General features: G+C 70.4%; 23 protein-coding genes. 3 read left to right on the top strand and 20 right to left on the bottom strand.

Going from position 1 to position 25,839, the window contains the following annotated elements; translation table 11 throughout:
* Nucleotides 1–6: 6 nt before the first annotated feature.
* The 4 genes from pstB to pstS form a co-directional block, all read right to left on the bottom strand.
* Nucleotides 7–786 carry a phosphate ABC transporter ATP-binding protein PstB gene (pstB, locus tag JOE55_RS09060; RefSeq protein ID WP_006213580.1) on the bottom strand — a complete coding sequence of 260 codons (780 nt, stop codon included), beginning with the start codon at nt 784–786 and terminating at the stop codon, nt 7–9.
* A 35-nt stretch (nt 787–821) separates the two neighbouring features.
* On the bottom strand, nt 822–1,955 hold the full coding sequence (gene pstA / locus JOE55_RS09055; RefSeq protein ID WP_204782695.1) for a phosphate ABC transporter permease PstA: 1,134 nt from the start codon (nt 1,953–1,955) through the stop codon (nt 822–824).
* Nucleotides 1,955–2,893 carry a phosphate ABC transporter permease subunit PstC gene (gene pstC / locus JOE55_RS09050; protein WP_204783262.1) on the bottom strand — a complete coding sequence of 313 codons (939 nt, stop codon included), beginning with the start codon at nt 2,891–2,893 and terminating at the stop codon, nt 1,955–1,957. Before pstC ends, pstA begins: the two co-directional genes overlap by 1 nt.
* A 189-nt stretch (nt 2,894–3,082) precedes the next feature.
* Nucleotides 3,083–4,141, bottom strand: a complete 1,059-nt coding sequence (gene pstS / locus JOE55_RS09045; RefSeq protein WP_204782694.1) for a phosphate ABC transporter substrate-binding protein PstS — start codon at nt 4,139–4,141, stop codon at nt 3,083–3,085.
* Between the two features lie 294 nt (nt 4,142–4,435).
* Here pstS and JOE55_RS09040 point away from each other — a divergent pair, with 294 nt between their 5' ends.
* On the top strand, nt 4,436–5,596 hold the full coding sequence (locus JOE55_RS09040; RefSeq protein ID WP_204782693.1) for an FUSC family protein: 1,161 nt from the start codon (nt 4,436–4,438) through the stop codon (nt 5,594–5,596).
* Nucleotides 5,597–5,652: 56 nt separating this feature from the next.
* Complete coding sequence (gene radA, locus JOE55_RS09035; RefSeq protein WP_204782692.1) at nt 5,653–7,041, top strand: DNA repair protein RadA; 1,389 nt, start codon at nt 5,653–5,655, stop codon at nt 7,039–7,041.
* A 6-nt stretch (nt 7,042–7,047) separates the two neighbouring features.
* On the opposite strand, the gene JOE55_RS13155 is transcribed toward radA, so the two are convergent.
* Nucleotides 7,048–8,541 (bottom strand): hypothetical protein, encoded by a 1,494-nt coding sequence (locus JOE55_RS13155; protein WP_239546572.1) that lies wholly within the window; start codon nt 8,539–8,541, stop codon nt 7,048–7,050.
* 23 nt (nt 8,542–8,564) lie between these two features.
* On the opposite strand from JOE55_RS13155, the gene JOE55_RS09025 reads away from it, so the two are divergent.
* Nucleotides 8,565–9,545 (top strand): A/G-specific adenine glycosylase, encoded by a 981-nt coding sequence (locus JOE55_RS09025; RefSeq protein ID WP_204782691.1) that lies wholly within the window; start codon nt 8,565–8,567, stop codon nt 9,543–9,545.
* A 25-nt stretch (nt 9,546–9,570) separates the two neighbouring features.
* On the opposite strand, the gene JOE55_RS09020 is transcribed toward JOE55_RS09025, so the two are convergent.
* The 15 genes from JOE55_RS09020 to hpt all read right to left on the bottom strand — a co-directional run bounded on the left by JOE55_RS09020 (nt 9,571) and on the right by hpt (nt 25,833).
* A complete protein-coding gene (locus JOE55_RS09020) occupies nt 9,571–10,155 on the bottom strand; it encodes an amino-acid N-acetyltransferase (RefSeq protein WP_053446829.1) in 585 nt (194 codons plus the stop codon).
* A 146-nt stretch (nt 10,156–10,301) separates the two neighbouring features.
* On the bottom strand, nt 10,302–12,956 hold the full coding sequence (locus JOE55_RS09015) for an ATP-dependent Clp protease ATP-binding subunit (RefSeq protein WP_204782690.1): 2,655 nt from the start codon (nt 12,954–12,956) through the stop codon (nt 10,302–10,304).
* A 313-nt stretch (nt 12,957–13,269) separates the two neighbouring features.
* Nucleotides 13,270–13,605: a histone-like nucleoid-structuring protein Lsr2 gene (locus JOE55_RS09010; RefSeq protein WP_006213592.1), complete on the bottom strand. Its 336-nt coding sequence runs from the start codon at nt 13,603–13,605 to the stop codon at nt 13,270–13,272.
* A 181-nt stretch (nt 13,606–13,786) separates the two neighbouring features.
* Nucleotides 13,787–14,020: a hypothetical protein gene (locus JOE55_RS09005; RefSeq protein ID WP_006213593.1), complete on the bottom strand. Its 234-nt coding sequence runs from the start codon at nt 14,018–14,020 to the stop codon at nt 13,787–13,789.
* A 6-nt stretch (nt 14,021–14,026) separates the two neighbouring features.
* Nucleotides 14,027–15,619, bottom strand: a complete 1,593-nt coding sequence (gene lysS / locus JOE55_RS09000; protein WP_239546570.1) for a lysine--tRNA ligase — start codon at nt 15,617–15,619, stop codon at nt 14,027–14,029.
* 34 nt (nt 15,620–15,653) lie between these two features.
* The gene (gene panC / locus JOE55_RS13595) at nt 15,654–17,540 is read right to left on the bottom strand and encodes a pantoate--beta-alanine ligase (protein WP_420870991.1); all 1,887 of its coding nucleotides are present in this window, start codon (nt 17,538–17,540) and stop codon (nt 15,654–15,656) included.
* Between the two features lie 146 nt (nt 17,541–17,686).
* Nucleotides 17,687–19,267 carry a PH domain-containing protein gene (locus JOE55_RS08990; protein WP_204782688.1) on the bottom strand — a complete coding sequence of 527 codons (1,581 nt, stop codon included), beginning with the start codon at nt 19,265–19,267 and terminating at the stop codon, nt 17,687–17,689.
* A gap of 11 nt (nt 19,268–19,278) precedes the next feature.
* Complete coding sequence (locus JOE55_RS08985; protein ID WP_204782687.1) at nt 19,279–19,839, bottom strand: PH domain-containing protein; 561 nt, start codon at nt 19,837–19,839, stop codon at nt 19,279–19,281.
* A gap of 113 nt (nt 19,840–19,952) precedes the next feature.
* A complete protein-coding gene (locus tag JOE55_RS08980; protein ID WP_051990391.1) occupies nt 19,953–20,480 on the bottom strand; it encodes a DUF3180 domain-containing protein in 528 nt (175 codons plus the stop codon).
* 37 nt (nt 20,481–20,517) lie between these two features.
* Nucleotides 20,518–21,045, bottom strand: a complete 528-nt coding sequence (folK, locus tag JOE55_RS08975) for a 2-amino-4-hydroxy-6-hydroxymethyldihydropteridine diphosphokinase (RefSeq protein WP_204782686.1) — start codon at nt 21,043–21,045, stop codon at nt 20,518–20,520.
* Nucleotides 21,045–21,413, bottom strand: a complete 369-nt coding sequence (folB, locus tag JOE55_RS08970; RefSeq protein ID WP_006213600.1) for a dihydroneopterin aldolase — start codon at nt 21,411–21,413, stop codon at nt 21,045–21,047. The genes folK and folB overlap by 1 nt, the downstream gene beginning before the upstream one ends.
* Entirely contained in the window at nt 21,410–22,327 is a 918-nt protein-coding gene (gene folP / locus JOE55_RS08965) for a dihydropteroate synthase (RefSeq protein WP_204782685.1), read from the bottom strand. The genes folB and folP overlap by 4 nt, the downstream gene beginning before the upstream one ends.
* A 7-nt stretch (nt 22,328–22,334) precedes the next feature.
* Complete coding sequence (gene folE, locus JOE55_RS08960; protein ID WP_061710971.1) at nt 22,335–22,949, bottom strand: GTP cyclohydrolase I FolE; 615 nt, start codon at nt 22,947–22,949, stop codon at nt 22,335–22,337.
* A gap of 3 nt (nt 22,950–22,952) precedes the next feature.
* Entirely contained in the window at nt 22,953–25,139 is a 2,187-nt protein-coding gene (gene ftsH / locus JOE55_RS08955; RefSeq protein ID WP_204782684.1) for an ATP-dependent zinc metalloprotease FtsH, read from the bottom strand.
* A 142-nt stretch (nt 25,140–25,281) separates the two neighbouring features.
* Nucleotides 25,282–25,833 carry a hypoxanthine phosphoribosyltransferase gene (gene hpt, locus JOE55_RS08950; RefSeq protein ID WP_006213604.1) on the bottom strand — a complete coding sequence of 184 codons (552 nt, stop codon included), beginning with the start codon at nt 25,831–25,833 and terminating at the stop codon, nt 25,282–25,284.
* Nucleotides 25,834–25,839: the final 6 nt, after the last annotated feature.

Raw genomic sequence — 25,839 nt, 5'->3', positions numbered from 1 at the left:
TGCCGATCAGCCGAAGCGACCGGAGACGTAGTCCTCGGTGGCCTGCTGCTGCGGGTTCTGGAAGATGTTCGTGGTGTCGTTGTACTCCACGAGCTTGCCGGGCTTGCCGGTGGCCTCCAGGTTGAAGAAGGCGGTGCGGTCGGCCACGCGCTGGGCCTGCTGCATGTTGTGGGTCACGATCACGACCGTGAAGTCCTTCTTGAGGTCGTGGATCAGGTCCTCGATCGCGATGGTCGAGATCGGGTCCAGGGCCGAGCAGGGCTCGTCCATCAGGATGATCTCGGGCTTCACGGCGATCGCGCGGGCGATGCACAGACGCTGCTGCTGGCCGCCGGACAGGCCCGAGCCCGGGCGGTCCAGACGGTCCTTGACCTCGTTCCAGAGGTTGGAGCCGCGCAGGGACGACTCCACGAGCTCGTCGGCGTCCTTCTTGGAGATGGCCTTGTTGTTCAGCTTCACGCCGGCCAGCACGTTGTCGCGGATGGACATGGTGGGGAACGGGTTCGGGCGCTGGAAGACCATCCCGATCGTGGAGCGGACGGTCACCGGATCGACGCCGCGGCCGTACACGTCCTCGCCGTCGATCATGACCTTGCCCGTGGTGTAGGCGCCGGGGATGACCTCGTGCATGCGGTTCAGGGAGCGCAGCACCGTGGACTTGCCGCAGCCGGACGGGCCGATGAAGGCCGTCACGGTGTTGGGATCGATATCGATGTTCACGCCCTCGACGGCGCGGAAATCTCCGTAGAAGACATCGAGGTTCTCGACGTCGATTCGCTTCGACATGTGGTTCAGAGCTTCTTTCTCAGTCGGCGGAGGGTTCAGCGACCAGCGGTCTTGGGTGCGAAGGCGTTGGCGATCAGTCGTGCCGCCAGGTTCAGCAGCATGACGAAGACGATCAGCACGAGCGCGGCGGCCCACGCGCGATCCGTGGACGGATCCGGCGTGGTCGGCGAGATCGGGCGCATCAGCTGCTGGTAGATGAAGGTCGGCAGCGAGGACATCCAGTCGTGGAACGGATTCGCGTTCATGGAGTCCAGGAAGCCGATCGTCACCATCAGCGGTGCCGTCTCACCGATCACTCGGGCGATGGCCAGCGTGACACCGGCGGCGATGCCCGAGATCGCGGTGGGGATGACCACCTTCAGAATCGTACGCCACTTGCGCACTCCCAGGGCATATGAGGCTTCTCTCAGCTCATTGGGCACGACCTTCAGCATCTCCTCCGTGGACTTCACCACGGTGGGGATCATCAGCACGGTCAGCGCGACCGCGCCGACGATGCCCATGCGCACGCCCTGCTGACCCAGGATGATCGTGAAGAGGGCCGAGGCGAACAGGCCGGCGACGATCGACGGGATGCCGGTCATGACGTCCACCAGGAAGGTGATGATCTTCGACAGCGTGTTGCCGTTGGAGTACTCGACCTGGTAGATGGCCGTCAGCAGGCCGATCGGGACCGAGATGATCGTGGCGCACAGGGTCACGATCACGCTGCCCACGATGGCGTGCAGGATGCCGCCCTGCACGCCCGTGCCGTTCTCGACGCTCTGCTGATCGTCGATGGCGGTCACGCTGGACATGGTGGTGGTCAGCAGCTCCGGCGACAGGGTGGGGATGCCGCGGAAGAGCACGGTCCAGATCACCGAGATCAGCGGGATGACCGCCACGATGAAGGCGCCGTAGACCAGATAGGTCAGGGCCGCGTTCTTGCCCTGACGGGAGCCCTCGATCGAGGTGACCGCGATCGGAGCGGCGATCAGGAAGATCACGGCCGCGCACACGGCCCACAGTGCGACGCTGAAGCTCACGAGGGCGGCCAGTGCGGCTCCGACGACGATCGAGCCGACGAGGATGGCCGGGATCAGCCACTTGGGGCGCTGACCCGACGTGAGCGAGTTCTGATTCTTGGGGCTCCGGGTCTCGGAGCGCTGCTCAGTGGTGTTGGTCGACATCAGTTTGCCCCCGAGAATTCCTTGTAGCGGGCGGTGATCGCGCGTGCTGCGAGGTTCACGATCAGCGTGATGATGAAGAGCACGAAGCCGGCGGCGATGAGCTCGGTGAACCGGTTGCCGAAGGCCTCCGGGTAGTTCAGCGCGATCTCCGCGGCGATGGTGTTGTTGCCCGTGCGGATCAGCGACCACTGCAGGCCGCCGGTGGAGAGCACCAGCGCCACGGCCATGGTCTCGCCGAGTGCACGGCCCAGGGCCAGCATGACGGAGGAGACGATGCCCGCCCGGGCGAACGGCATGACGGCCTGGCCGATCATCTCGAGTCGGGTGGCGCCGAGGGCCAGCGAGGCCTCCTCGTGCAGCTTGGGCGTCTGGACGAACAGCTCTCGGGACATGGCGGTGATGATCGGCAGGATCATGATCGCCAGCACCACACCCGCGGTGAACATGGTGCGCCCGGTGTTCGAGGCCGGCCCCTCGAGCAGCGGGATCCACCCGAAGTTCTCGGCGAGCCAGTTGTAGAACGGCACCAGCGCCGGAGCCAGCACCGTCATGCCCCAGGCGCCGTAGACGACCGAGGGGATGGCCGCGAGCAGGTCGATCACGTAGCCGACCGGCTTGGCGACCTTGGGCGGGGCGAAGTGTGAGATGTACAGAGCCACGAGGATGCCCAGCGGGGTTGCGATCAGCAGCGCGATCACGGCCGCCATCAGGGTGCCCAGGACGATCGGGTAGACGTACGCGAAGAACCCCTCGCCGCCGGTGATGGCGGAGCCCGGGATCGTCAGGATGTCGGCGGACTTCCAGCCGAGGAAGGTGAAGACCGCAAGCAGGATCACGAAGATCAGGATGCCTGCGGCCAGGCTCAGACCGGAGAAGAGCTGGTCGCCGAAGCGGCCGCCCTTCGAGCCGGAATCGAAGGCCCGGGAGCCCTCCGGCATCTGCTCCGGCCGCCTCTTCTCAGAGACATTGGTGGACATTCTCGACCCCTTCGGGTGTAGATGCTTTCGTCGGCGGGCCGTCGGGCCGCTCGTGGTTGCGCGGCCAGCGGCCACAGCGACGGGCCCGCCCGTGCCCGGGATCTCTCCTCAGGGAGGCCCGGGCGGGCCCGTCGCGGGGCGCGCAGCGGATCAGCCGGCGGCGGTGATCTGGTCGATCGCGTCGTGCGCCTCCTGGCGCATCTCCTCGCTCATCGGAGCGGAGTGCGCGGCGTCGGCGGAGGCCTGCTGGCCCTCCTCCGAGACCACGTACTGGCCGAAGGCCTTGGCCGCGTCGGCGGCGTCCTGATCCTGGTACTCGTTGCAGTAGATGTGGTACGAGACCAGGATGATCGGGTAGGCCCCGTCGGCCTCGGTGTCGCGGTCGAGCTCGAGCGCCATGTTGTTCTCGGCGCCGCCCTCGACGCGCTGGGAGGCGTCGACGGCCGCAGCGGCAGCGTCGGGGCTGTACTTGACGTAGTCGTTGCCCACGCCCACGGCCACGGTGCCCAGATCGCCGACGGCGGAGGCATCGGCGTAGGTGATGGCGCCGTCCGTGTCAGAGGCGGTGGAGACCACGCCGGAGGTGCCCTGGGAGTTCTCCTGGCCGGAGATCGGCCAGGACTCGGAGGCCTCGTCCGACCAGGCCTCGGGAGCGGCCGCGTGCAGGTAGTCGGTGAAGTTCTCGGTGGTGCCGGACTCATCCGAGCGGTGCACCACGGTGATGTTCGTGTCCGGCAGATCGGCATCCGGGTTCTGCTGGGCGATGGCCGGATCGTTCCAGGTGGTGATCTCGCCGGAGAAGATGCCCGCGATGGTCTCGGCGTCGAGGTTCAGGGAGTCGATGCCCTCGAGGTTGAAGCCGACCGCGATCGGGGAGATATAGGCGGGGACGTTGAACGCGCCCTTGTCGCCGCACTGCTCCTTGGAGGACTCGAACTCCTCCTCGTCCATGGCGGCATCCGAGCCGGCGAAGCTCGCGCCGCCGGCCAGGAAGGCCTCGCGGCCGGCGCCGGAGCCGTCCGGCGAGTAGCGGACCTCGACGGCCGGATCCAGCTCGCCGGCGCCATCCGACCAGGCGTTCATGGCCGCCTCCTGCGAGGACGCGCCCGCGCCCTGCAGCGTGGTCGTGCCGCCGCCGCCGCAAGCGGTCAGTGCGATCGCGCCGATGGAGAGAATCGCGGCGCTCTGGCCGATGCGAGAAGCCTTCACGTGGTGCCCCTGTTCCTGTGGTTCTGCTGAAGCTGAAGTGCCGGTGAGGTCCGGCGGCGCTGGACGAAGGCCCCGAATTCCCGGCCAAGTCCACCCACCGCTCACCGACTCTAGGATCGGCACGTAGCCGGACCCCTCTCAGCCCATGAACGGAAGGTGAACTTCCACGGCCTCGCGCCCTTTTTCATGCATGCATTTGTGCATACTTCTGCGACCGTGCCGGAGATGTGAGCGCCGCCATACGGGTCCGGGGGCCTCCGCGCGGCGAGCATCGAGCCGCCTAGGATGGCTCGCATGAGCGAAGCCGAGCAGAGCCCCGGGCTGGTGCGTCGCGCCGGCAGCGAGCTCGGCGAGCGTGCCCGCTCCGGGGGGAGACGGCTGCGCGGCGACATCCTGCAGGCTCTGCAGCTCACGGTCGCCGCGATCGGCGCCTTCGTCTTCGCCGAGACGGTGCTGGGGCACACGGGGCCGATCTTCGCGGCCACGGCCGCCACCGTGGCGCTCGGCTTCTCCAAGGGCGGGCAGCGCTACCGGCGCGTGCTCGAGGTGGCCATCGGGTGCACTCTCGGCATCGCGCTGGCCGAGGCGCTGATCCACTTCATCGGGGTCGGAACCTGGCAGGGCGGCGTCGTCATGCTGGTCTCCATCCTGCTGGCCCGGTTCCTGGACAGCGGCGTCCTGTTCACCACGCAGATGGCTCTGCAGTCGATGCTGGTCGTCGTCCTGCCGCCCTCCTCCGACGGCGCGTTCGCCCGCTCGACCGATGCCATGGTGGGAGGGGTCTTCGCCCTGCTCATGGTCTACCTGGTCCCTTCGGACCCCCGGCGCCAGCCGCGTGAGCACGTGCGCCGGCTGACCGATGAGCTCTCCGCCGTGCTGCGCGAGGCCGCCGAGGCCATCGCCCAGGACGATTCCACGGCCGCATGGCACTGCCTGGTGCGCGCCCGGCGCACCCAGTCCGAGATCGATTCCGTGAAGACCGCGCTGCAGGCATCCCAGGAGATCGCCGCGGCAGCGCCCGTGCATCGGCGCCACCGCTCGGAGATCGAGCAGATCGCGATCTCGGCGCCCTACCTGGACCTGGCCGCGCGCGACAGCCGGGTGCTCGTGCGCCGGGTGGCCGGGGTCATCAACCACGTCACCCTGGCCCCGGCTGCCATCGAGTCGATCTCCGAATGCCTGAGGGACATGGCGGACTCGGCGGACACGGTGGGCAGGGCCCTGGCCGTCCCTCAGCGGGAGTCGCGCGAATCGTTCCTGCGCCAGGCGCGCAACGAGCTGATCACCGTGGCCGAACGCCTGAACCCCCAGGACATGGGCGTGCAGACCCTCGAGGGCCAGACCCTTGTGCTGCTCATGCGGCCGCTGGCGGTGGACCTCCTCGAGGCCACCAACATGGACCACGAGGACGCCATCGCCCACCTGCCGGCCCTCGACGACTGGGATCGCATGTGAGCACCCGCTGTGCTGTCGGACCCGGTTCCTAGCGTGTGGGCCATGAGGTCGACGGCATGAGCACCAGGTCCAAGCGCAGCTCCTCGGGATACCGCTGCACGGAATGCGGGTGGAGCACCGTCAAGTGGGTGGGCCGCTGCGCCGAATGCCAGGCCTGGGGGACCATGGAGGAGGTCGGCGAGCACAAGGCCCGCACCACCCCGGCCCGCTCGATCGCCGATCCCGCCAAGCCCATCGCCCAGGTGGATGCCACCCAGGCCACCAGCGTCCCCACCGGCGTCGGAGAGCTCGATCGCGTCCTGGGCGGCGGGCTCGTGCCCGGCGCGGTGATCCTGCTGGCCGGTGAGCCCGGCGTCGGCAAGTCCACCCTCCTGCTGGATGTCGCGGCTCGCGTGGCCCAGGGCACCGCACCGCGCGGTCCGCGCTCGGTCCTGTACATCACGGGAGAGGAATCCGCGGCCCAGGTGAAGCTGCGCGCCGACCGCGTGGGCGCGCTGGCTGATTCCCTCTACCTCACCTCGGAGACGGATCTGTCCACCGCACTGGGACAGGTGGAGGCCCTGTCGCCGGAGGTCCTGGTCGTGGACTCCGTCCAGACCCTGGCCAGCGCCGAGGTCGACGGCTCCGCCGGAGGCGTGACCCAGGTGCGGGAGGTCGCCGCCTCCCTGATCGCCGCGGCCAAGTCGCGGGGCATGACCGTGCTGCTCGTGGGGCACGTGACCAAGGAGGGGACCATCGCCGGGCCCAGGCTGCTCGAGCACCTGGTGGACGTCGTCTGCCAGTTCGAGGGCCAGAAGCACTCGAGCATCCGGCTGCTGCGCGCCGTCAAGAACCGCTACGGCCCCACCGACGACGTCGGCTGCTTCGAGCTCGTGGACAGCGGGATCCGCTCGGTGTCGGATCCCTCCGAGCTGTTCGTCTCGCGCACCGCGCATCCGGTGTCCGGGACCTGCCTCACCGTGACCATGGAGGGGCGGCGCCCGCTGCTGGCGGAGGTGCAGGCCCTGCTGGATCAGTCCTCGACCGCCCAGCCGCGCCGTGCCACCTCCGGGCTGGACGGCTCGCGGGTGGCCATGCTGCTGGCCGTCCTGCAGCGCCGCGCGGGGGTGGGTCTGGCCTCCATGGACGCCTACGTCTCGACCGTCGGCGGGGTGCGCCTCAGCGAGCCCGCCGCCGACCTGGCCACTGCGCTGGCCCTGGCCTCGGCCGCGCAGGACAAGCCCCTGCCCCAGCGCCTGGTGTGCTTTGGGGAGGTCGGGCTGGCCGGAGAGGTCCGGCCCGTTCCGGGGATCGAGCAGCGCATCCGGGAAGTCGCCAGGCTGGGCTTCACCCACGCCGTGGTCCCGGCCAGCCCGCAGGGGCTCAGCAGCATCCCCGACGGCTTCCGCGTCCGCGAGGTCACCAGCCTGGTGGAGGCCCTGCAGATCTTCTTCCCGCCGTCCTGACCTGTCTCACTTCAGGGTGAACTCGACCGGCTCCGCGGAGTCCTCGCCCAGCGAGACCTCCAGCTCATAGCCTCCGGCCGCGGCGTCCTCGAGATCCTCGGCGCAGCCTTCCGCCGAGCGCTGGCGGTTCCACTGCATCCGGGCGCTCTCCTTGCCCCCGGCCTCGAGCTCGATCGGACGGTCCTGGCCGTCGATCTGACAGTGCTTCGAGTCGAAGACCGTATCTGAGCCGGAGGTGACCGTGAAATCCATGCGCGCGGTGCCGGCATTGACCATGCAGGGGTCCTCGCCCGTGTTCTCGATGGTCATGATCAGAATCGGATCAGCGCCCTCGGCGTAGGTCTCGTGGTCCGTGGACCCCGTGATCTTCAGGGCATCGCCGCAGGCCTGTGCGGCCGGGCCGCTGGCGCCGTCGGTGGTCTCGTCCTGCGGGCGCGCGGAGAAGCCGTCGAAGGGATCCTCCGACTGCGCCGCCTCGGTGGCCACCGCATCGGGGTCCTCGGCCGTCTCCGAGCCGCCGGTGAGCGCGTTCACCGACCAGATGCCCACCGCGATCAGCAGCAGCACCACAGCCGCCGGGACCAGCAGGCGGGTCAGCCGCTGCGGATCACCGATCCAGCTGCGCCACCGCGGCTGCCGAGCCTCCGGTGCCTCCGCCCAGTCCTCGTCGTCCCAGTCTCCGGCATATCCGCGCTCGTCGTCCCAGTCCTCGGGATAGCCGTGCTCGTGGCCCCAGGTGTCGCGATCGTGGTCGTCGTGCCGCCTGCGGTCAGGGCGCGCACCGCCTGCGGGCTGGCCGTGACGACGTCCCGCTGAGCCGCGCCGCTCCTCACGGTCCAGGTCCCCGCCGCTCAGCTCCTCGACACGACCGCTCTGGGGTCGGCGCTGGCGCTCAAGCGCATCGCTGGGAGCGGCCTGCTCCCTCGATGAAGCCGCCCCGGCGGCGCGGCCCGGGCGCCGTCGCGCAGGCTTGCCGGTGGCCCAAGCAGGCAGCAGGTCGTCCTCCGGTGCGGAGGCTGCGCGCGAGGAGCGCGCGGCGGAAGAAGACGAAGCAGCCCCGTCGCGGGACCCTGCACCGGCTGAGCCGCGCGGAGCAGAGGGGTGCGGCTGAGGGGCCCCGAAGTCGTCGGGGACGTCATCGTCGTGCGGCAGCTGGGGACCGCGCGGGCCCGGGCCCACCGTGGACAGCTCCTCGGCGGAGTGCGGGATCAGGTGGTCGTCGTCCTGATCGATGGGGTCGTCGTCGAGGGCCTCGAAATCCAGCGGGTCCTCGGAGGACCGTCTGCGACCGGTGCGCTGCGGCGAAGGCCGCGTCGCGGGCTCGGAGCTCGAGCGCCTCCGGGGCTGCGATCGTTCCTCGGACGGGGTCTGCGGCGCCTCCTGCTGCTCGGCACGGCGGCGGCGCCGGTGATGCTCGGGAGTCGTGGAGGCTCCGAGATCCGGCAGATCGAAGTCCCAGGGGGCGTCCCTGCGCCCGTCATCCGCGTCGTCCCGTGCCATGGCCTCCAGGCTACAGTGGCGCGATGCCCAGCCCGCACATCGCCGATCCCTCACCTCAGGATGCTCAGCGACTCGCGCAGATCCACGACCGGATCGCCGCCTGGTACGCCAGCGACGGCCGCGGCCTCCCCTGGCGCTGCCCCGAGCGCACCGCTTGGGGCGTGCTGGTCTCGGAGATCATGCTCCAGCAGACTCCCGTGGTGCGCGTGCTGCCTCGCTGGCTCGACTGGATGCGGCGCTGGCCCTCCCCCACCGACCTTGCCGAGGCGCCGACCGCCGACGTCCTGCGCGCCTGGGACCGCCTGGGCTATCCCCGACGGGCCCTGCGGCTGCAGGCCGCCGCACAGGCGATCGTCGCGGACCACGGCGGCCGCGTGCCGCGCGAGCACGACCAGCTGCTGGCGTTGCCGGGCATCGGGGCCTACACGGCCGCGGCGGTCTCGGCCTTCGCCTTCGGCGAGCGCCAGTGCGTGATCGACACCAACATCCGACGCGTGCACGCTCGCCTCTTCTCCGGCAAGGGGCTGCCGAGCCGGTCCCTGACGGCAGCCGAGACCCGTCTGGCGCGCTCGCTGCTGCCCGGGCAGCGCGCGGCCTCGGTGGTGTGGAACCAGTCCGTGATGGAGCTCGGCGCCCTGATCTGCACGGCTCGGTCTCCGCGCTGCGACCAGTGCCCCGTGCAGGATCTCTGCGCCTGGATCGCAGCCGGTCGCCCAGAGCCGGAGGAGGCCCCGCGGGGACAGTCCTGGAAGGGCACCGACCGGCAGGTGCGCGGCGCGGTCATGGCGGTGCTGCGCGCCGCGGATCAGCCGGTCCCGGAGAGCTGGCTGACGCGGGACCAGCAGGTCACCCTGCCGCGCGGCGCGAGTGCGGATCTGGCCCGCCCCCTCGAGGCCCTGCTGACGCTGGAATCCCCCGTCGAGCAGCGACAGCGCGCGGTCGACGGCCTGGTCTCCGATGGCTTGGCCCACCGCCGCGGCGACAGGATCGCTCTGCCCGGCTGATCCCGACCGGTCTGCGCGGTCCCCGTCAGAGCGTGAGGATCATCCGGGTGTTGCCCAGCGTGTTGGGCTTCACCCGGGCGAGGTCCAGGAACTCGGCCACGCCCTCGTCATGGGACCGCAGCAGCTCCGCAAAGACGTCCGGGTCGATCGGGCGCTGATCGGCCATGACCCGGAAGCCCTGGCGCTGGAAGAACTCCACCTCGAAGGTCAGGCAGAAGACCCGGTCCACCCCCAGCCTGCGCGCCCGCTCCAGCAGGGCCTCCACGAGCCGCCACCCCACGCCCTGCCCGCGCACCCGTGGGTCGGCGGCCAGGGTGCGGATCTCGGCGAGGTCCTGCCACATCACGTGCAGGGCCCCGCAGCCCACGATCCGGGCCGAGGTCCCGCTGGGCGACGGCTGCCCGTAGGCGATCCCGGACTTGTCGACCAGGGCGGCGCCGGAGGGGTCGTCGTCCACGAGCTCGGCGATGAGGAACTCCTGGATGCCCTCGTAGTACGCGACGGTCTCCTTGATCACCAGCACGCCCTCCTGCGCCAGCGGACCCACGAGGGCCTTGATCGCGTGGACGTCGCCCGTGGTGGCAGGGCGCAGGCGCAGCTCGAGAGTCATCCGGAAAGTGTACGACCGCCCGCGACCCTCGCCCTCGCCGGGGCCCCGGCCGAGCCCGGAGAGCGCAGACGACGACGCCCTCCCCGAGCTGAGCTCGGGGAGGGCGTCGTCGCAGGGATCCAGGCGGATCCGCTCGTGACGGGCGATCAGACCGTGGTCGGGCCCGACTCCGGTCCGTGGCCGGGCTCGGGGGCCTCGGCGCCAGCCGAGCCGGTGTCGCCGTCGGTGCTGTGCGGGACGTTAGTCCCGGACGGCACCTCACCCGGCACCAGGTCGGGATCCTGAGCGGAGCCGTCCTGGTCGTCGTCGGAGAACTCCGTGTCCGGCAGCTCCGACATGGCCACCGACGAGAACGTCAGCTTGGCGTCGTCGCCGTCTCCGTCCACATCCACGGAGACGCGCTCGCCCTCCTTGATGTCGCCGAAGAGGATCTTCTCCGAGAGCGTGTCCTCGATCTCGCGCTGGATCGTGCGGCGCAGCGGACGGGCGCCCATGGTGGGGTCGTAGCCGCGCTTGGCCAGCACCTTCTTGGCGGCGTCCGAGACCACGATCGACATGTCCTGCTCGCGCAGGCGCTCCTGGAGACGGGCGACGAACAGATCGACGATCTGGACGATCTCCTTCTCCTCCAGCTGCGGGAACACGACGATCTCGTCCACGCGGTTGAGGAACTCGGGGCGGAAGTGCTCCTTGAGCTCGTCGTTGACGCGCTGCTGCATGCGCTCGTAGTTCGTGGTCGAGTCGTTGCCCGCCTGGAAGCCCATGGGGACGCTGCGCGAGATGTCCCTGGTGCCCAGGTTCGTGGTCATGATGATCACGGTGTTCTTGAAGTCCACCACGCGGCCCTGCGAGTCGGTCAGTCGACCGTCCTCGAGGATCTGCAGCAGCGAGTTGAACAGGTCCTGGTGCGCCTTCTCGACCTCGTCGAAGAGCACGACGGAGAACGGCTTGCGGCGGACCTTCTCGGTCAGCTGGCCGCCCTCCTCGAAGCCCACGTAGCCGGGAGGGGCGCCGAACAGCCGCGAGACCGTGTGCTTCTCCTGGTACTCGGACATGTCCAGCGTGATGAGGGAGTCCTCATCGCCGAACAGGAACTCCGCCAGCGACCTGGCCAGCTCCGTCTTGCCGACGCCCGTGGGGCCGGCGAAGATGAACGACCCGCCGGGGCGCTTGGGGTCCTTGAGGCCCGCACGCGTGCGTCGGATGGAGCGGGAGAGAGCCTTGATGGCCTCCTCCTGGCCCACGACGCGCTTGTGCAGCTCCTCCTCCATGCGGATGAGGCGGCCGGACTCCTCGTCGGTCAGGCGGTACAGCGGCACGCCCGTGGCCGCGGAGAGCACGTCCGAGATGACATCGGGGGTGACCTCGGCGACCTGGTCGCCGCCCTCGCGCCAAGCGGTGTCCTTGTCATCGCGCTCGGACAGCAGCTTCTGCTCCTGATCGCGCAGCGAGGCGGCCTTCTCGTAGTCCTGGCCCTCGATCGCCTCCTCCTTGGCCTGCTTGACCTTGGCGATGCGCTCGTCGAGCTCCTTGATCTCCGGCGGGGCCGTCATGCGCTTGATGCGCAGGCGGGCACCGGCCTCGTCGATCAGGTCGATCGCCTTGTCCGGCAGGAAGCGGTCCGAGATGTAGCGGGCCGACTGGTGCACGGCGGCCTCGAGGGCCTCATCCGAGATCGACACGCGGTGGTGCGCCTCGTACTTGTCGCGCAGGCCCTTGAGGATCTCGATCGAGTGCGCCTCGGAGGGCTCGTCGACCTGGATCGGCTGGAAGCGGCGCTCGAGCGCTGCGTCCTTCTCGATGTGCTTGCGGTACTCATCCAGCGTGGTGGCGCCGATGGTCTGCAGCTCGCCGCGGGCCAGCATGGGCTTGAGGATCGAGGCGGCGTCGATCGCGCCCTCTGCGGCACCCGCGCCGACGAGCGTGTGGATCTCGTCGATGAACAGGATGATGTCGCCGCGGGACTTGATCTCCTTGAGCACCTTCTTGAGGCGCTCCTCGAAATCGCCGCGGTAGCGCGAGCCGGCCACGAGCGAGCCGAGGTCCAGCGTGTAGAGGTGCTTGTCCTTGAGCGTCTCCGGGACGTCGCCGCGCACGATGGCCTGGGCCAGGCCCTCGACCACGGCGGTCTTGCCGACGCCCGGCTCGCCGATCAGCACCGGGTTGTTCTTGGTGCGCCGCGACAGGACCTGCATGACGCGCTCCATCTCGCGGGCGCGCCCGATCACGGGGTCGAGCTGGCTCTCGCGGGCCGCGGCCGTCAGGTTGCGCCCGAACTGGTCGAGCACAGCCGAACCCGCGGGGGTGCCCTCGCCGGAGGTGCGAGCGCCTGCGCCCGCGGTCTCCTTCTCCTCGCCGCCGGACTGGTAGCCCGAGATCAGGTCCAGGACGGTCGAGCGGACCTTCTGCGGCTCGGTGCCGAGCTTGGTGAGCACCTGGGCGGCCACGCCCTCGCCTGCGCGGATGATGCCCAGCAGGATGTGCTCGGTGCCGATGTAGTTGTGCCCGAGCTGCAGCGCCTCGCGCAGGGAGAGCTCCAGGACCTTCTTGGCCCGCGGCGTGAAGGGGATGTGCCCGGAGGGGGCCTGCTGGCCCGGGCCGATGATGTCCTGGACCTGCTCGCGGGCCCCGTTGAGGGTGATGCCCAGCGAGTCCAGGGCCTTGGCGGCGACGCCCTCGTTCTCGTGGATGAGGCCCAGCAGCAGGTGCTCGGTGCCGATGTAGTTGTGGTTGAGCATCCTGGCCTCCTCCTGGGCCAGGACCACGACCCGTCGGGCCCGATCGGTGAATCGTTCGAACATGGATACTCCTCAGTCGATGTTTGGCACCGATGCTACGCACGCCGGAGGGTCTCGCCGCCATTGTTCGCCACCGGCGAGACGACCCCGCACTGCCTCCCGCAGGATCCTTCTGACGGGCGCCGGAGGCAGCGGCGCTCAGGGCACGGCGGTCCCCGAATGAGGAATCCCCGCACGTCCGGAAGGACGAGCGGGGATCCGCACAGCGATGGAACGGCAATCTCAGATCGAATACCTGCGGGCATCCACCACGAGTTCGTTTCCGAAGCGACCTGAGATTCTCGATTCGGTGATGAATCCCTCAGGCCGCGCGCGCTCACTTGTGAGCGGCGTAGTACGCGTCCTGGACCTCCTGGTGGATGCGGCCGCGATCGGAGACGTTGTAGTTGTTCTCCTTCGCCCAGGCACGGATCTTGGGGGTGTCCGGATTGGCGCGGGTGCCCGAGGACTTCGCAGCGGGGCGGCCGGCCTGCTTGGCCTGAGCCCGGCGGGCCTTGCCCACGTACGGGCGGATGGCCGCGCGCAGCTTGTCCGCGTTGGCGGAGGAGAGGTCGATCTCGTACTGCGCGCCGTCCAGGCCGAAGCGGACGGTCTCGTCCGCGGGGCCGCCGTCCAGGTCGTCCTCGAGAATGATCTTCACGGTCTGCGCCATGTGTGGAGCTCCTTCAGCATCGATTCGATGTGCTCGTGCGGTCAGGAGATCCGCGGAGCCGATTCCGGGCCCGATCACAACGAATTGCGCACTCAGGATCCCCTATTGCCCGCAACTATAGATATCGGATGCCGCTGAAAGCAATTCCCCGGCTCGGAGAAGCCGGGGAATCGGAGAAGAATCAACTGCGCGGCGCATCCTGATGTTCATCGGATCCGCTCCGAGCGGAACCGCGTCCGCCGGATTGCCGTGCCTTCAGATCCTGATACCACTTCTCGGCATCGGCCTGATCGCGATTCACGGCCTCCTGCGCACGGCGCTCACCGCGATCGGCCCGGAACAGGGCCCGCATGGTGAACCAGAAGATCAGCCCCACCCCGATCGAGGGCAGGAGCACAGCGATGTATTCGCCCATGGCGGATCAGTCCTTCTCGGGCTTCATCAAGGGGAACAGGATCGTGTCGCGGATGCCCAGATCCGTGAAGAGCATGATCAGACGGTCCAGGCCCAGCCCCAGTCCGCCCATGGGCGGGGCGCCGTGCTCGAGGGCGCGCAGGAAGTCCTCATCGAGCTGCATGGCCTCGTCGTCGCCGGCCGCGGCCAGGCGGGACTGCTCGGTGAGCCGCTCACGCTGCACCACCGGGTCGATCAGCTCGGAGAACGCGGTGCCGCGCTCCATGCCGCCGATGATCAGGTCCCAGGCCTCGATGACGTCCGGCTTGTCGCGGTGCGGCCGGGCCAGCGGCTGGGCCGCCGGCGGGTAGTCGCACACGAACGTGGGCTGGATCAGCGTGGGCTCCACGATCTCTCCGAAGAGCTCGATCACGAGCTTCTCGGCACCCCAGGCGGGATCCACCGAGACGTCGTGCTCGGCGGCGATCGCCCGCAGCCCCTCGGCGGGGGTCTCGGGCGTGATCTCCTGTCCCACGGCCTCCGAGAGCCCCGGGTAGACGCTCAGCCACGGCCACTCGCCGCGCAGGTCGATCTCGCCCTTGGCGGTGCGCAGCGGACCGTCGACCCCCAGGGCGTCGGCGGCGGCCACGATCATGCGCTGCATGAGCTCGGCCTGCGAGAACTGATCGCCCCAGGCCTCGTAGACCTCCAGGGTGGTGAACTCCGGGGAGTGCGTGGAGTCCACGCCCTCGTTGCGGAACACCCGCCCGATCTCGAAGACCCGCTCCACCCCGCCCACGACGGCGCGCTTGAGGTAGAGCTCCGTGGCGATGCGCAGGGTCATGTCCTGATCGAACGCGTTGAGGTGCGTGGCGAACGGACGGGCCGTGGCGCCGCCGTGCACGAGCTGCAGCACGGGGGTCTCGATCTCGATGTACCCCTCGTCCTCGAGCGTGCGGCGCACCGCGGAGATGATCGCGGCCCGCTTGTGGACCACGTCGCGCGCCTCCTGGCGCACGAGCAGGTCCAGGTAGCGCTGCCGGACGCGGGTCTCCTCGCTGAGCTCGGACCCCTCGTAGAGATTGGGCAACGGCCGCAGGGCCTTGGAGGCCATCTGCCAGGAGGTCACCATGACGGAGAGCTCGCCGCGGCGGGAGCGGATCACGGTGCCGGTGGCGGCCACGAAGTCGCCCAGGTCCACCAGGGACTTCCACTCGGCCAGCGACTCCTCGCCCACGACCGCCTTGGAGAGCATGAGCTGCAGCTGGACGCCGTCGCCGTCCTGCAGGGCCGCGAAGCACAGCTTGCCGGTGTTGCGCACGAACACAACGCGCCCGGTCACGGAGACGACGTCCTCGGTCTCCTCGCCGGTCTCCAGATGCTCCCAGCCGTCGCGGACCTGGGGCAGCGTGTGGGTCCGGGGGACCTCGACCGGGTAGGCCTGGCGACCCGTCTCGAGCAGCGCGGCGCGCTTGTCCATGCGGAACTGCCGCTGCTCGTCGCTGCGGGCGGCCTCGACCGCGGCGGACGAGGACTCGGATGCGGGGCTGGCTGCGTTCTCGCGCGTCTGATCAGTGGTCACAGTCCCCCAGGATAGCCATCGGCCCGGGCGCCGTCGCATCGGCACCGGGCTCCGCACAGCGGTGAGAGCCGTCTCACGGACGCGGCGCCGCCTCGATCTCCCGGTTGTCGATCAGCCGCGTGGTCCCCACCCGCGCCGCCACCAGGGCCAGGGCTCCGGGGCGCGGCGGGATCTCGCTCAGGGTCTCAGGCTCCACGACCACGAGGTAGTCGAGCTCCACCGTGCGCCCGGTGCCGATCGGCTCCTCGTCGATCCGACGGCGGGCCTCCGGCAGGTCGATCTCCCCGAGGGCGAGCTCCCCCAGCGTGCGGGAGAGCACGAGCCCGGCCCGACGCTCGTCGTCGTCCAGGTACGCGTTGCGCGACGACAGCGCGAGCCCGTCCGGGGCCCGCACGATCGGGACCGGCCGGATCTCGACGTCCAGGTTCGTGTCGCGGACCATGCGCTGCACGATCAGCAGCTGCTGGGCGTCCTTCTGCCCGAAGTAAGCCCGCAGCGGCTGCTCCGTGCGTCCTGAGACCAGGCTCAGCAGCTTGTTGACGACGGTGACCACGCCGTCGAAGTGGCCGGGGCGCGAGGCTCCGTCCAGCACCGTCCCGAGCCGCCCCGAGCTCACGGTCACCAGCGGGTCCCCGCCCGGGTACATGTCCTGGAGGCCGGGAGCGAAGACCAGATCGACGCCCAGCCCCCCGAGCAGCTCCAGGTCTGCCTCCAGGTCCGACGGGTAGCGCTCGAAGTCCTCGTTCGGTCCGAACTGCAGCGGGTTCACGAAGATGGAGACGATCACCAGGTCGTTCTCCTCGCGGGCCCGGCGCACCAGGTGCGCGTGCCCCTCGTGCAGCGCGCCCATGGTCGGCACGAAGCCGATGGACAGCTGCGCTCCCCGCCGGGCGACCTCCCGCCGCACGGCGGCGCGCAGCTTCTCCGGCTCGCGCACCACGACGGGGTCCGACGATTCCGCGGAACCGCGCGGCGCCGAGGCATCGGCCGCGGGGAAGCCGCCGAGAGCGGCGGCGCCCTGCCCGACGGCCGCGTGGGCGCTGCCGGATCCCTCGCTCCGGCTCAGGTCCAGCGCCTCGAGGACCTGCGCGTGCTGGGCCTCGGTGAGCATGCCGCGGTCCCGGGCTCGGTCAGCCGTCAGGGCCGCAAGCGCCCGGTAGGCCCGGTCGATGTCCTGCTGACCGGTGCCCAGGGCGTGCTCGGCAAGGGTCTGGCGGTGCTCGGCCAATGTGCCGGCGTCGCCGCGGGCCACCGGGCCGGTCAGCGCCGACTCCCCTGCCGACAGCGCATTGTCCAGGGTGGCCCGCGCCAGGGGTCCGAGCACGCGCTCCGGCTGCTCGAGTCCCAGCTCGCCCAGCAGCTGCAGGGCCTGGCCGGTGATCGTGGTGAGGTGGTTGGCGCCGTGGGCGAGGGCCGCGTGGTAGATCGGGCGGTCGGCCTCGGCGATGACCACGGGCTCGCCGCCCATCTCCATGACCAGCGCCTGCGCGATGGGCAGCACCGCCGCCGGGGCGGTGACGCCGAACGCGCAGCCGCTGAGCCGCGGCAGGTCCAGACTCAGCCCGGTGAACGTCATGGACGGGTGGATCGCCAGCCCGATGGCTCCGGCCTGCCGCGCCGGCTCCAGGACCTCCACGCCCCAGCGGCCGGCGGTGTGGGCCACGAGCTGCCCGGCCTGCCAGTGCCCGGTGGCGGCCAGTCCGCTCACCAGGTCGGCCAGCTCATCGTCGGGAACGGCCAGCAGCACGAGCTCCGCGCGCTCCACGATCTGCTGCGGGGTGAGGATCGGGACCTCGGGCAGCAGCAGCTCGGCACGCTCCCGGGAGGCCTCCGAGACGGCGGCGACCCCCACCACCCCGTGCCCGGCGGCACGCAGCGCGGCTCCCAGCACCGCCCCCACTCGCCCGGCGCCGATCACGCCGACTCCCAGGCGCCCGGGGCGGTTGGCGGCTTCGCTCACGGTCTTCTCCTGTGTGCTCTCGGGTCTGCGGGTCTCTGGGCCGACGCCCGCTGCGGCGGTCCCGACGGCTCCTGCGACGGTGCTGCTGCGACGCTCCGGCGCAGCGCCACCACCCTAATGACGGGCGGTGGCGCTCGCGCGCACGCTCAGCCCCTGGCGCCCACGAGGGTGTGCCTCTCATGCGCCCGCAGCGACTGCTCGGACACGAAGCGCTCGGCGACCTCCCGGTCCATGGCCATGATCATGGGGCTGACCGGTCCCTGGATCGAATGCAGGCTGACGTCCGAGAGATCCAGCCAGCGCGCCAGCGGCCCTCGCGAGATCTCCATCGACTGGATCTTCCCGTGCGGGACCAGGCAGGCGGTGCGGGAGAGCCTGCCGTCGATCGTGACGACCTCACGCCGCGTCACCGCGAAGCCCCGACGACGGCGCACGACCCAGGAGATGCGCGCCGCTCGGCGCGGCGAGATCGTGAACCGGGACTCGGGATCCTCCACGAGATCGGCCGTGAGGCCGTAGCGCGCCGTCTCGAAGGCCTCGCGCGACTCGTCGGCGCCCAGCGCCTCGGCGAGCATGATCGCCAGGTGCTCGTCGGTCGCCACCGGGATCAGCGTGGTGCGCCCCGAGCCGTTCATCTCCTCGGCGGGATCGCCGTAACCGGCCACGTTGATCGCCACGCGGCTCCAGCCCGGGCGCCGCCACAGCATGGGGCGGTTCACCTTCAGCGCCTGGATCCGGCCCGTGGGCACGGTCTGGGAGACCGTGCTGAGCAGCCCGTAGCGCAGCCGCAGACCGCTGTCGGTGCGGTAGGCGCTGAAGCCCCAGGTCTTCTCGAGGCGCTGGAAAAGCGAGACCACCAGTCCCACGACGACCGGGATCCAGCCCGCGAAGGCCGCGCCCATGAACTCGGGGAAGAAGATCAGCGCCGCGAGCGCCGCCGCCCCGACGACCAGGAGCATCACCATGGACGGGCTCAGGGCCCAGGACAGCAGGACGCGGCTCACGGGAACGCGCAGCAGCAGCTGCTCTGCGCCGTGGTCCTGAGCCGCGGCCGGGACAGCGGCTCGCGCCCAGGGCAGCGCCGCCTCGGCATCGCCGGCCTCCGCAGGGGCCTCCGGCTGCGGACGGCTGCGCGAGAGCAGCTGGGAGCGCAGCCGTCGTGCGTGGGCATGGGTCAGGTAGCGCAGCACGACGGCCGACTCGCCGGCATCGGCGACCTCGAAGCTCAGCTCGGCCAGGCCGAAGATCCGCGCGCCCAGGGGCCGCCGGATGTCGAGGGCCTGGACGCGATCCAGGCGGGTCTGGCGCTCCTGGCGGGCCAGGGCGCCCTGGCGCAGGCGCACGTGGGTGTCGGTGATCTGATACGTGGTGAACCACCAGGCGACCAGCGAGAACAGTGCCACGACCACCAGCAGGCCCACGACGACGAGCGCACCCACCAGCAGCAGCACGAGCCACAGGACGGTGCCCTCGAGCATCGAGGCCCAGCCCGGCAGGCCCTCCGCGGAGTCGTTGAGACCGGGGCCGTCGCCGCGGAAGAAGCCGTCCATGACGTTGGACAGCAGCACTCCCAGGACCGCGAGCACCACGATCCAGCCGCGTATCAGCGGCGAGAGCGGGTGGAGGCGGTGCCAGTCCTCGGCCGAGTCCGGCTGATGCGCCTCCGCCGCCGGGGAGGCGCCCGTCGGCTGGGCCTCCGAATGCTGCGCAGGGCTGCGATCGGACATCTGCTCGCCCCTCACAGCTCGATCAGGCGGGCTTCCCCGCGCTCGGTGAGCCTCTCGCGCAGCCGCCTGGCCTCTTCGGCGGTGATCCCCGGCAGCTCGGCGTCGGTCTCCGCCGAGGCTGTGTGCAGGGTGATCGACGACAGCCCGAACATCCGCAGGATCGGTCCGCTGCTGACGTCCACGTACTGCATGCGGCCGTAGGGCACCACGACCAGCGTGCGGACCAGAAGGCCCTTGCGGACCATGAAGTCATCCGCGTCCTCGCGGTAGCCGTAGGAGCGTACGCGCCGCGGGGTCAGCAGGACCTGCACGAGGCACAGCACCGCGACCCCGAGGGGCCACGGCAGCACGGCCCACCACGAGGCCTCGCCCCACACGCCCACGAGTTTGAGCACGAGCGGCCAGCCCACCGCCGCCGCGAAGATCAGATAGCCGATCACCTCCGAGATCACGCGCACTCGGATGTACCTGGGGTCCAGCCCATTCCACTGTCCGTCCTGGGGGCCGGGGGCCGGCAGGGTGGCAGGATCATCAGCGCGCAGCCTCGGAGCGCCGTCGGGCTCATGGGTCATGATCGAGATGCTCCTGATCGAGAAGATGACGGATCAGCACCCCACAGTAAGGGGCCTGCCAGCGCACGCACATCCTCCGTGCGAGGGATCCCTGCCCTCCGGAGGCACGAGGCTCAGTCGCGCCAGCGGGCGAGCCCGCCCTCCTCGGCCGTGCGGCCCCGACCGCGCTCGGCGGCGCCGTCGGCCTCCGCGTCCGGGTCCTCCGGCGGGATGCGGCAGAAGCGCTCGACGATCCACCCGACGACGGCCAACGCGACCCCCACGCCCACCTGGAACAGGCAGCGCCACAGCGGCCCCTGATCCGTGCGCAGGGAGATCAGCGCGGCCTGGTCCACAGCGAGCATGGCGTGCCAGCCCAGGCACAGGGCGCCCAGCACGGCCACGGCCTGCGCCAGGGCGGCGATCACGGTGCCCCAGGTGCGGTCCATGCGGATCTCGCGGTCGCCGTCGCGCAGCCTGCGCACGCGCAGTCCGGCGACCAGCAGGATCGCGGCGAAGACCAGCAGCGCGATCCCGGAGGCCACCGGCAGGGCCAGCAGGGGCCCGTGCAGGCTCTCGGAGACCAGCTGGGCGATCCAGCCGCCCATGAAGGCGACCGCCGCGAGCACCGCGAGCAGCCGCACCGTCAGCCCCTTCACCATGTTCCTGCCTCCGTCCTCGATCCTGTCCGCCGCCGGCTCAGTCGTCCGCGGTCTCGTCCTCGCCGGGGGCGTCCTCCAGGCGGAAGGTCTGCGCCCGTACGCCCCGGGCATCCGAGGCCTGCGCCGCCAGCTCGGCGATCCTGCTCCCGGCGAGCTCGGCCTGGGGCTCGAGCAGCGCCCAGGGGAAGAGCACGAAGGCCCTCTCGTGGGCCCGCGGGTGCGGGATGGTCAGCTCGGGATCATCCATCACCGCGCCGTCGAAGTCGATGATGTCCAGATCCAGGGTGCGCGGACCCCACCGCTCCAGGCGCACGCGGTCGTGATCCGCCTCGATGCGCTGGCACAGTGCGAGCAGTTCCCTGGGCGAGAGCTCGGTGCTCAGCCGCACCACGCCGTTGAGGAACTGCGGCTGGCCGGGCGGCCCGCCCACCGGATCGGTGATCGCGATCGGGGAGACCGCCTCCACGCTCACCCCGGGGGCGGCGCGCAGCTGCTCGGCCGCCGAGCGCAGCAGCTGCCCGCGGTCCCCGAGGTTGGAGCCCATGCCGATCAGCGCCCGCGGCATCAGGACCGCCCCCTCAGCACCGTCACGGCCACGTCCCGGAAGGCCACCTCGATCGGGGCGTGCGGCTTGTGCACGGTGACCTCGACAGCCTCCAGAAGGGCCTGCTCCCGCAGCAGCCGGGCCGCGATCCGCTCGGCCAGAGCCTCGATGAGATCCACCGGCGGGCCGACGATCTCCTCGTGGACGGCCTCGGCGACCTCTCCGTAGTGCACGGTGCGGGTCAGCTCGTCCGAGCTGCCCGCAGGACGCAGGTCCAGGTGCAGCACCAGGTCGACCGAGAACTCCTGGCCGTCGCGGCGCTCGTGGTCGAACACCCCGTGATGGCCCACCGCGGTGAGTCCGCTCAGCGCGATCCGATCTGCGCTCATGCGATCCCCTCCTTGCCGACGGGGCGGTTCCAGGCCCCGGCCACGGCGATGGCGTCGACGCTCGAGGCAACGTCGTGCACGCGCACCGCCCACGCCCCGCGATCGGCCGACAGCGCCGAGATGGCCGCCGTGGCGATATCTCGCTGATCCGCTGGACGCGGCTCGGTGCCGTTGCCGAGCAGATGGCCGATGAAGCGCTTGCGCGAGGCCGCCACCAGGATCGGATAGCCGGTGGCCACGAACCGCGGCAGGGCCTCCAGCAGCTGCCAGTCCTGCCGCCCTCCCTTGGCGAAGCCGAGCCCCGGATCCAGCACGAGCTTGGAGGGATCCAACCCGGCATCGAGGAAGCGCTGGGCGACCTCATGGATCTCGCGCAGCACATCGCCCACGAGGTCGTCGTAGACCGCCAGCGAGTCCATGGTCCCGGGGGTGCCGCGGGAGTGCATGCAGATGTACGGTGCCTGCCGCTCGGCGACCAGCGGGACCATCCCGTCGCGCACAGCCACGCCGGAGACGTCGTTGACGCAGTGCGCCCCGGCGTCCAGGGCGGCCTCTGCGGTCGACGGGTTGAAGGTGTCCACGGACAGCACGATTCCGGCATCCGACAGCTCGCGGATCACCGGCAGGATGCGCCGGCGCTCCTCCTCCGGATCCACGCGCTGCGAACCGGGGCGGGTGGACTCGCCGCCGACGTCGATCAGATCCGCGCCCTGGGAGGCGAGCTCGTGCCCGTGGGCGATCGCGGCCTGGTGGGAGTCGTGCCGGCCGCCGTCGGAGAAGGAGTCCGGCGTGACGTTGAGGATGCCCATGACGAGCGTGCGACCGGAGGGCAGCCCCGCCCAGTCCCCCCAGCCCAGCTCGCGGCGGACGGCAGCGGGCTGCGGGGCGACGGCCTCCGGAGGGGTGGGCTGCATGGTCGTCTCAGCCTCCCAGGATCAGGCTCATGGCCTCGGAGCGGGTGGCGGGCTCGCGCAGCTGGCCGCGCACCGCGGAGGTCACGGTGGACGCGCCGGGCTTGCGCACGCCGCGCATGGACATGCACAGGTGCTCGCACTGCACCACCACGATCGCCCCGGCGGCGCTGAGCTCGTCCATGAGGGCGTCGGCGATCTGGGTGGTCAGCCGTTCCTGGACCTGCGGGCGGCGGGCGTAGACCTCCACGAGCCGGGCGATCTTGGACAGGCCCGTGACCCGGCCCGAGGGCCCTGGGATGTAGCCCACGTGCGCGCTGCCGTGGAAGGGCACGAGGTGGTGCTCGCAGGTCGAGTAGAACGAGATGTCCTTGACCAGCACCAGCTCGGAGTGCCCGATGTCGAAGGAGGCGCTGAGCACCTCCGACGGATCCTGGGCGAGCCCGGAGAACATCTCGGCATAGGCGCGGGCCACCCGGTCCGGGGTCTCTCTCAGGCCCTCGCGATCGGGGTCCTCCCCGATCGCGGACAGGATCTCCCGGACCGCGTCCCGGATGCGCGGCTGATCGACCGGGGCTAGATCGCCGGGGCCGCCGCCGACCTCGTGGTGGTCCTGCTGCTGCATCGCTCAGCCACGCTCCCTGTCATCGGGGGCGTCCTGGTCCCAGGGGGCGTCGTCCGAGCCCGCCGCGGTGGAGCCGGAGCGCCCGGAGGGCGCCTGCCCGTCGCCGGACTCGGAGCGGTCGTCGCGCCCGTCGCGATCGGGGTGCTCGGCGTCCGGCTCGTCGTCGTGGCGGCGCCTGGCCTGACGCTGCTCGGGGTCCTCGCCCTCGCCGGGCATGGCCTCGAAGCGCTCGCGCTCCTCGGGGGATGCCTCGGCCAGCTCCTCCTTCTCGCGGGAGGTGGTCACCGGGGGCAGGTCCGACTGCGGGCGGCCCTCGGCGGAGATCCACTGCTGCCGCTCGGGCTGGCGGACCAGATCGGCGAAGATCTCGGCGATGTCCGCCTCGAGGAGGGTCTCGCGCTCGAGCAGCTCCAGGGCCAGGCGGTCCAGGATCTCGCGGTTGGCCACCAGGATCTGATGGGCCTCGTTCTGCGCGTTCTCCAGCAGCGCGCGGACCTCGGCGTCGACGATCGCCGCCGTGGCCTCCGAGTAGCCGCGCACCTCCGAGCCGCCGCGGCCCATGAACGGCTGGCTGTCGTCGCCGCCGAGCTTCATGGAGCCCACGCGCGAGCTCATGCCGTACTGCGTGACCATCTTGCGGGCCGTGTCGGTGGCCTTCTGGATGTCGTTGGCCGCGCCCGAGGACGGGTCCTTGAACACGACCTCCTCCGCGGCGCGCCCGCCCATGGCATAGGCCATCTGATCGAGCAGCTCGTGGCGGGTGGTCGAGTACTTGTCGTCCGCCGGCATGACCATGGTGTAGCCCAGGGCCCGGCCGCGCGGCAGGATCGTGATCTTGGTGACCGGATCGGTGTTGCGAAGCGCCGCCGCCACCAGGGCGTGGCCGCCCTCGTGGTAGGCGGTGACCTTGCGCTCGTGCTCCTTCATGAGCCGCGAGTGCTTCTGCGGTCCGGCGATCACGCGGTCGATCGCCTCGTCCACGGCGCGGTCGTCGATCAGCTGGGCGTGCGAGCGCGCGGTGAGAAGCGCGGCCTCGTTCATGACGTTGGCGAGCTCGGCGCCGGTGAAGCCCGGCGTCCGCTTGGCCACCGAGCGCAGGTCGACCGACTCGTGCAGCGGCTTGTCCTGCGCGTGCACACGCAGGATCTGCTCGCGGCCCTTCATGTCCGGGGCGTCCACGCCGATCTGGCGGTCGAAGCGGCCCGGGCGCAGCAGGGCGGGGTCCAGTACGTCCGGGCGGTTGGTCGCGGCGATCAGGATGACGTTGGTCCCGGCCTCGAAGCCGTCCATCTCCACGAGCAGCTGGTTCAGGGTCTGCTCGCGCTCGTCGTTGCCGCCGCCCATGCCGGCCCCGCGCTGGCGGCCGACGGCGTCGATCTCGTCCACGAAGATGATCGCCGGCGCCGACTCCTTGGCGGTCTGGAACAGGTCGCGGACTCGCGAGGCGCCCACGCCCACGAACATCTCCACGAAGTCCGAGCCGGAGATCGAGAAGAACGGGACGCTGGCCTCCCCCGCCACGGCCTTGGCCAGCAGGGTCTTGCCTGTTCCGGGAGGGCCGTAGAGCAGCACGCCCTTGGGGACCTTGGCGCCCAGGGCGGTGTAGCGATCGCGGTCGACCAGGAACTGCTTGATCTCGTCGAGCTCCTGCACGGCCTCGTCCGCGCCGGCCACGTCCTTGAACGTGACCTGCGGGTTGTCCATATCGAACTTCTTGGCCTTGGAGCGGCCGAACTTCATGACCTGGGAGCCGCCGCCCTGCATGCGGGCGAACACGAACCAGAAGATCGCCAGGATGATCAGGAACGGCAGCAGGAACTGCAGCAGGGACAGGAACCAGTTGGTCTGCACCGGCTGATCGGTGTAACCCTCGAGCCCGGCGTCGTCGATGGCCTGCACGACCTGCTCGCCGCGCGGCTCGACGTAGAAGAACTCGACGTTGCGCCCGTAGTCGCGTCCGTCCGCGGAGTAGTCCTCCGCCAGCGTCAGCTCGACCTTCTGATCGCCGTCGTAGATCTTGGCCTCGGTGGCCTTGTCGTCCTGCAGCAGCTCCAGGCCCACGTTGGTGTCCACCCGATTGCCTCCGCCGGAGGTCAGTGTGGACAAGACGGGGATCAGGACGAGCAGAGCCAGCAGGACCCAGATGAAGGGTCCCCTCAGGAAGCTCTTCTTCTTCTTCTCAGTGGCCAAGGCCGTGGGTCCTCTCTTCGCATTTCCCGTCCGCGATGCGTCGCGAGGCCGCCGGACGTGCCGGAGCCTGATGTGCAAGGGTATCGCCCGGTCCGCTCGGCATCGTGCGGCTGACCGGGCGTTCACCCCTCGGCGGACACCCTCAGGAGTAGACGTCCGGGGAGAGCACCGCGATGCATTCCAGGTTGCGGTACTTCTCGTTCCAGTCCAGGCCGTAGCCGACCACGAACTCGTTCGGGATGTCCCACCCGACGTAGCGGACGTCGATCTCGACCTTGGCGGCCTCCGGCTTGCGCAGGAGGGTGCAGATCTCGACCGAGGCGGCGCCCCGGGACTTGAGGTTGGCAAGCAGCCAGGACAGGGTCAGCCCGGAGTCGATGACGTCCTCGACGATCAGGACGTGGCGGTCGGTGAGGTCGGTGTCGAGGTCCTTGAGGATCCGCACCACTCCCGAGGACTTGGTGCCGGAGCCGTAGGACGACACGGCCATCCAGTCCATGGGGTACTGCCCGGCCAGGGCGCGGGACAGATCGGCCATGATCATCACGGCGCCCTTGAGGACGCCCACGAGCAGGACGTCGCTATCTCCGTAGTCGGCATCGATCTGCGCGGCCAGCTCGGCCACCCGCTGATCGATCTCCTCCTTGGTGTGCAGGACCTCGGTGAGGTCCCCCTGCGCATGCTCGGGCTTCACGGCTCT

The organism is Kocuria palustris (assembly GCF_016907795.1).
Lineage (GTDB): Bacteria > Actinomycetota > Actinomycetes > Actinomycetales > Micrococcaceae > Kocuria > Kocuria palustris.
Note: the sequence above shows the minus strand (reverse complement) of the source record. Positions and strands in the feature narration are given on the sequence as shown.

What these genes read in the sequence shown, in the direction of transcription:
- pstB (WP_006213580.1), bottom strand. Translation starts at nt 786, where the DNA reads ATGTCGAAGCGAATCGACGTCGAGAACCTCGATGTCTTCTACGGAGAT.
- pstA (WP_204782695.1), bottom strand. Translation starts at nt 1,955, where the DNA reads ATGTCGACCAACACCACTGAGCAGCGCTCCGAGACCCGGAGCCCCAAG.
- pstC (WP_204783262.1), bottom strand. Translation starts at nt 2,893, where the DNA reads ATGCCGGAGGGCTCCCGGGCCTTCGATTCCGGCTCGAAGGGCGGCCGC.
- JOE55_RS09040 (WP_204782693.1), top strand. Translation starts at nt 4,436, where the DNA reads ATGAGCGAAGCCGAGCAGAGCCCCGGGCTGGTGCGTCGCGCCGGCAGC.
- radA (WP_204782692.1), top strand. Translation starts at nt 5,653, where the DNA reads ATGAGCACCAGGTCCAAGCGCAGCTCCTCGGGATACCGCTGCACGGAA.
- JOE55_RS13155 (WP_239546572.1), bottom strand. Translation starts at nt 8,541, where the DNA reads ATGGCACGGGACGACGCGGATGACGGGCGCAGGGACGCCCCCTGGGAC.
- JOE55_RS09025 (WP_204782691.1), top strand. Translation starts at nt 8,565, where the DNA reads ATGCCCAGCCCGCACATCGCCGATCCCTCACCTCAGGATGCTCAGCGA.
- JOE55_RS09020 (WP_053446829.1), bottom strand. Translation starts at nt 10,155, where the DNA reads ATGACTCTCGAGCTGCGCCTGCGCCCTGCCACCACGGGCGACGTCCAC.
- JOE55_RS09015 (WP_204782690.1), bottom strand. Translation starts at nt 12,956, where the DNA reads ATGTTCGAACGATTCACCGATCGGGCCCGACGGGTCGTGGTCCTGGCC.
- JOE55_RS09010 (WP_006213592.1), bottom strand. Translation starts at nt 13,605, where the DNA reads ATGGCGCAGACCGTGAAGATCATTCTCGAGGACGACCTGGACGGCGGC.
- JOE55_RS09005 (WP_006213593.1), bottom strand. Translation starts at nt 14,020, where the DNA reads ATGGGCGAATACATCGCTGTGCTCCTGCCCTCGATCGGGGTGGGGCTG.
- lysS (WP_239546570.1), bottom strand. Translation starts at nt 15,619, where the DNA reads ATGCGACGGCGCCCGGGCCGATGGCTATCCTGGGGGACTGTGACCACT.
- JOE55_RS08990 (WP_204782688.1), bottom strand. Translation starts at nt 19,267, where the DNA reads ATGTCCGATCGCAGCCCTGCGCAGCATTCGGAGGCCCAGCCGACGGGC.
- JOE55_RS08985 (WP_204782687.1), bottom strand. Translation starts at nt 19,839, where the DNA reads ATGACCCATGAGCCCGACGGCGCTCCGAGGCTGCGCGCTGATGATCCT.
- JOE55_RS08980 (WP_051990391.1), bottom strand. Translation starts at nt 20,480, where the DNA reads ATGGTGAAGGGGCTGACGGTGCGGCTGCTCGCGGTGCTCGCGGCGGTC.
- folK (WP_204782686.1), bottom strand. Translation starts at nt 21,045, where the DNA reads ATGCCGCGGGCGCTGATCGGCATGGGCTCCAACCTCGGGGACCGCGGG.
- folB (WP_006213600.1), bottom strand. Translation starts at nt 21,413, where the DNA reads ATGAGCGCAGATCGGATCGCGCTGAGCGGACTCACCGCGGTGGGCCAT.
- folP (WP_204782685.1), bottom strand. Translation starts at nt 22,327, where the DNA reads ATGCAGCCCACCCCTCCGGAGGCCGTCGCCCCGCAGCCCGCTGCCGTC.
- folE (WP_061710971.1), bottom strand. Translation starts at nt 22,949, where the DNA reads ATGCAGCAGCAGGACCACCACGAGGTCGGCGGCGGCCCCGGCGATCTA.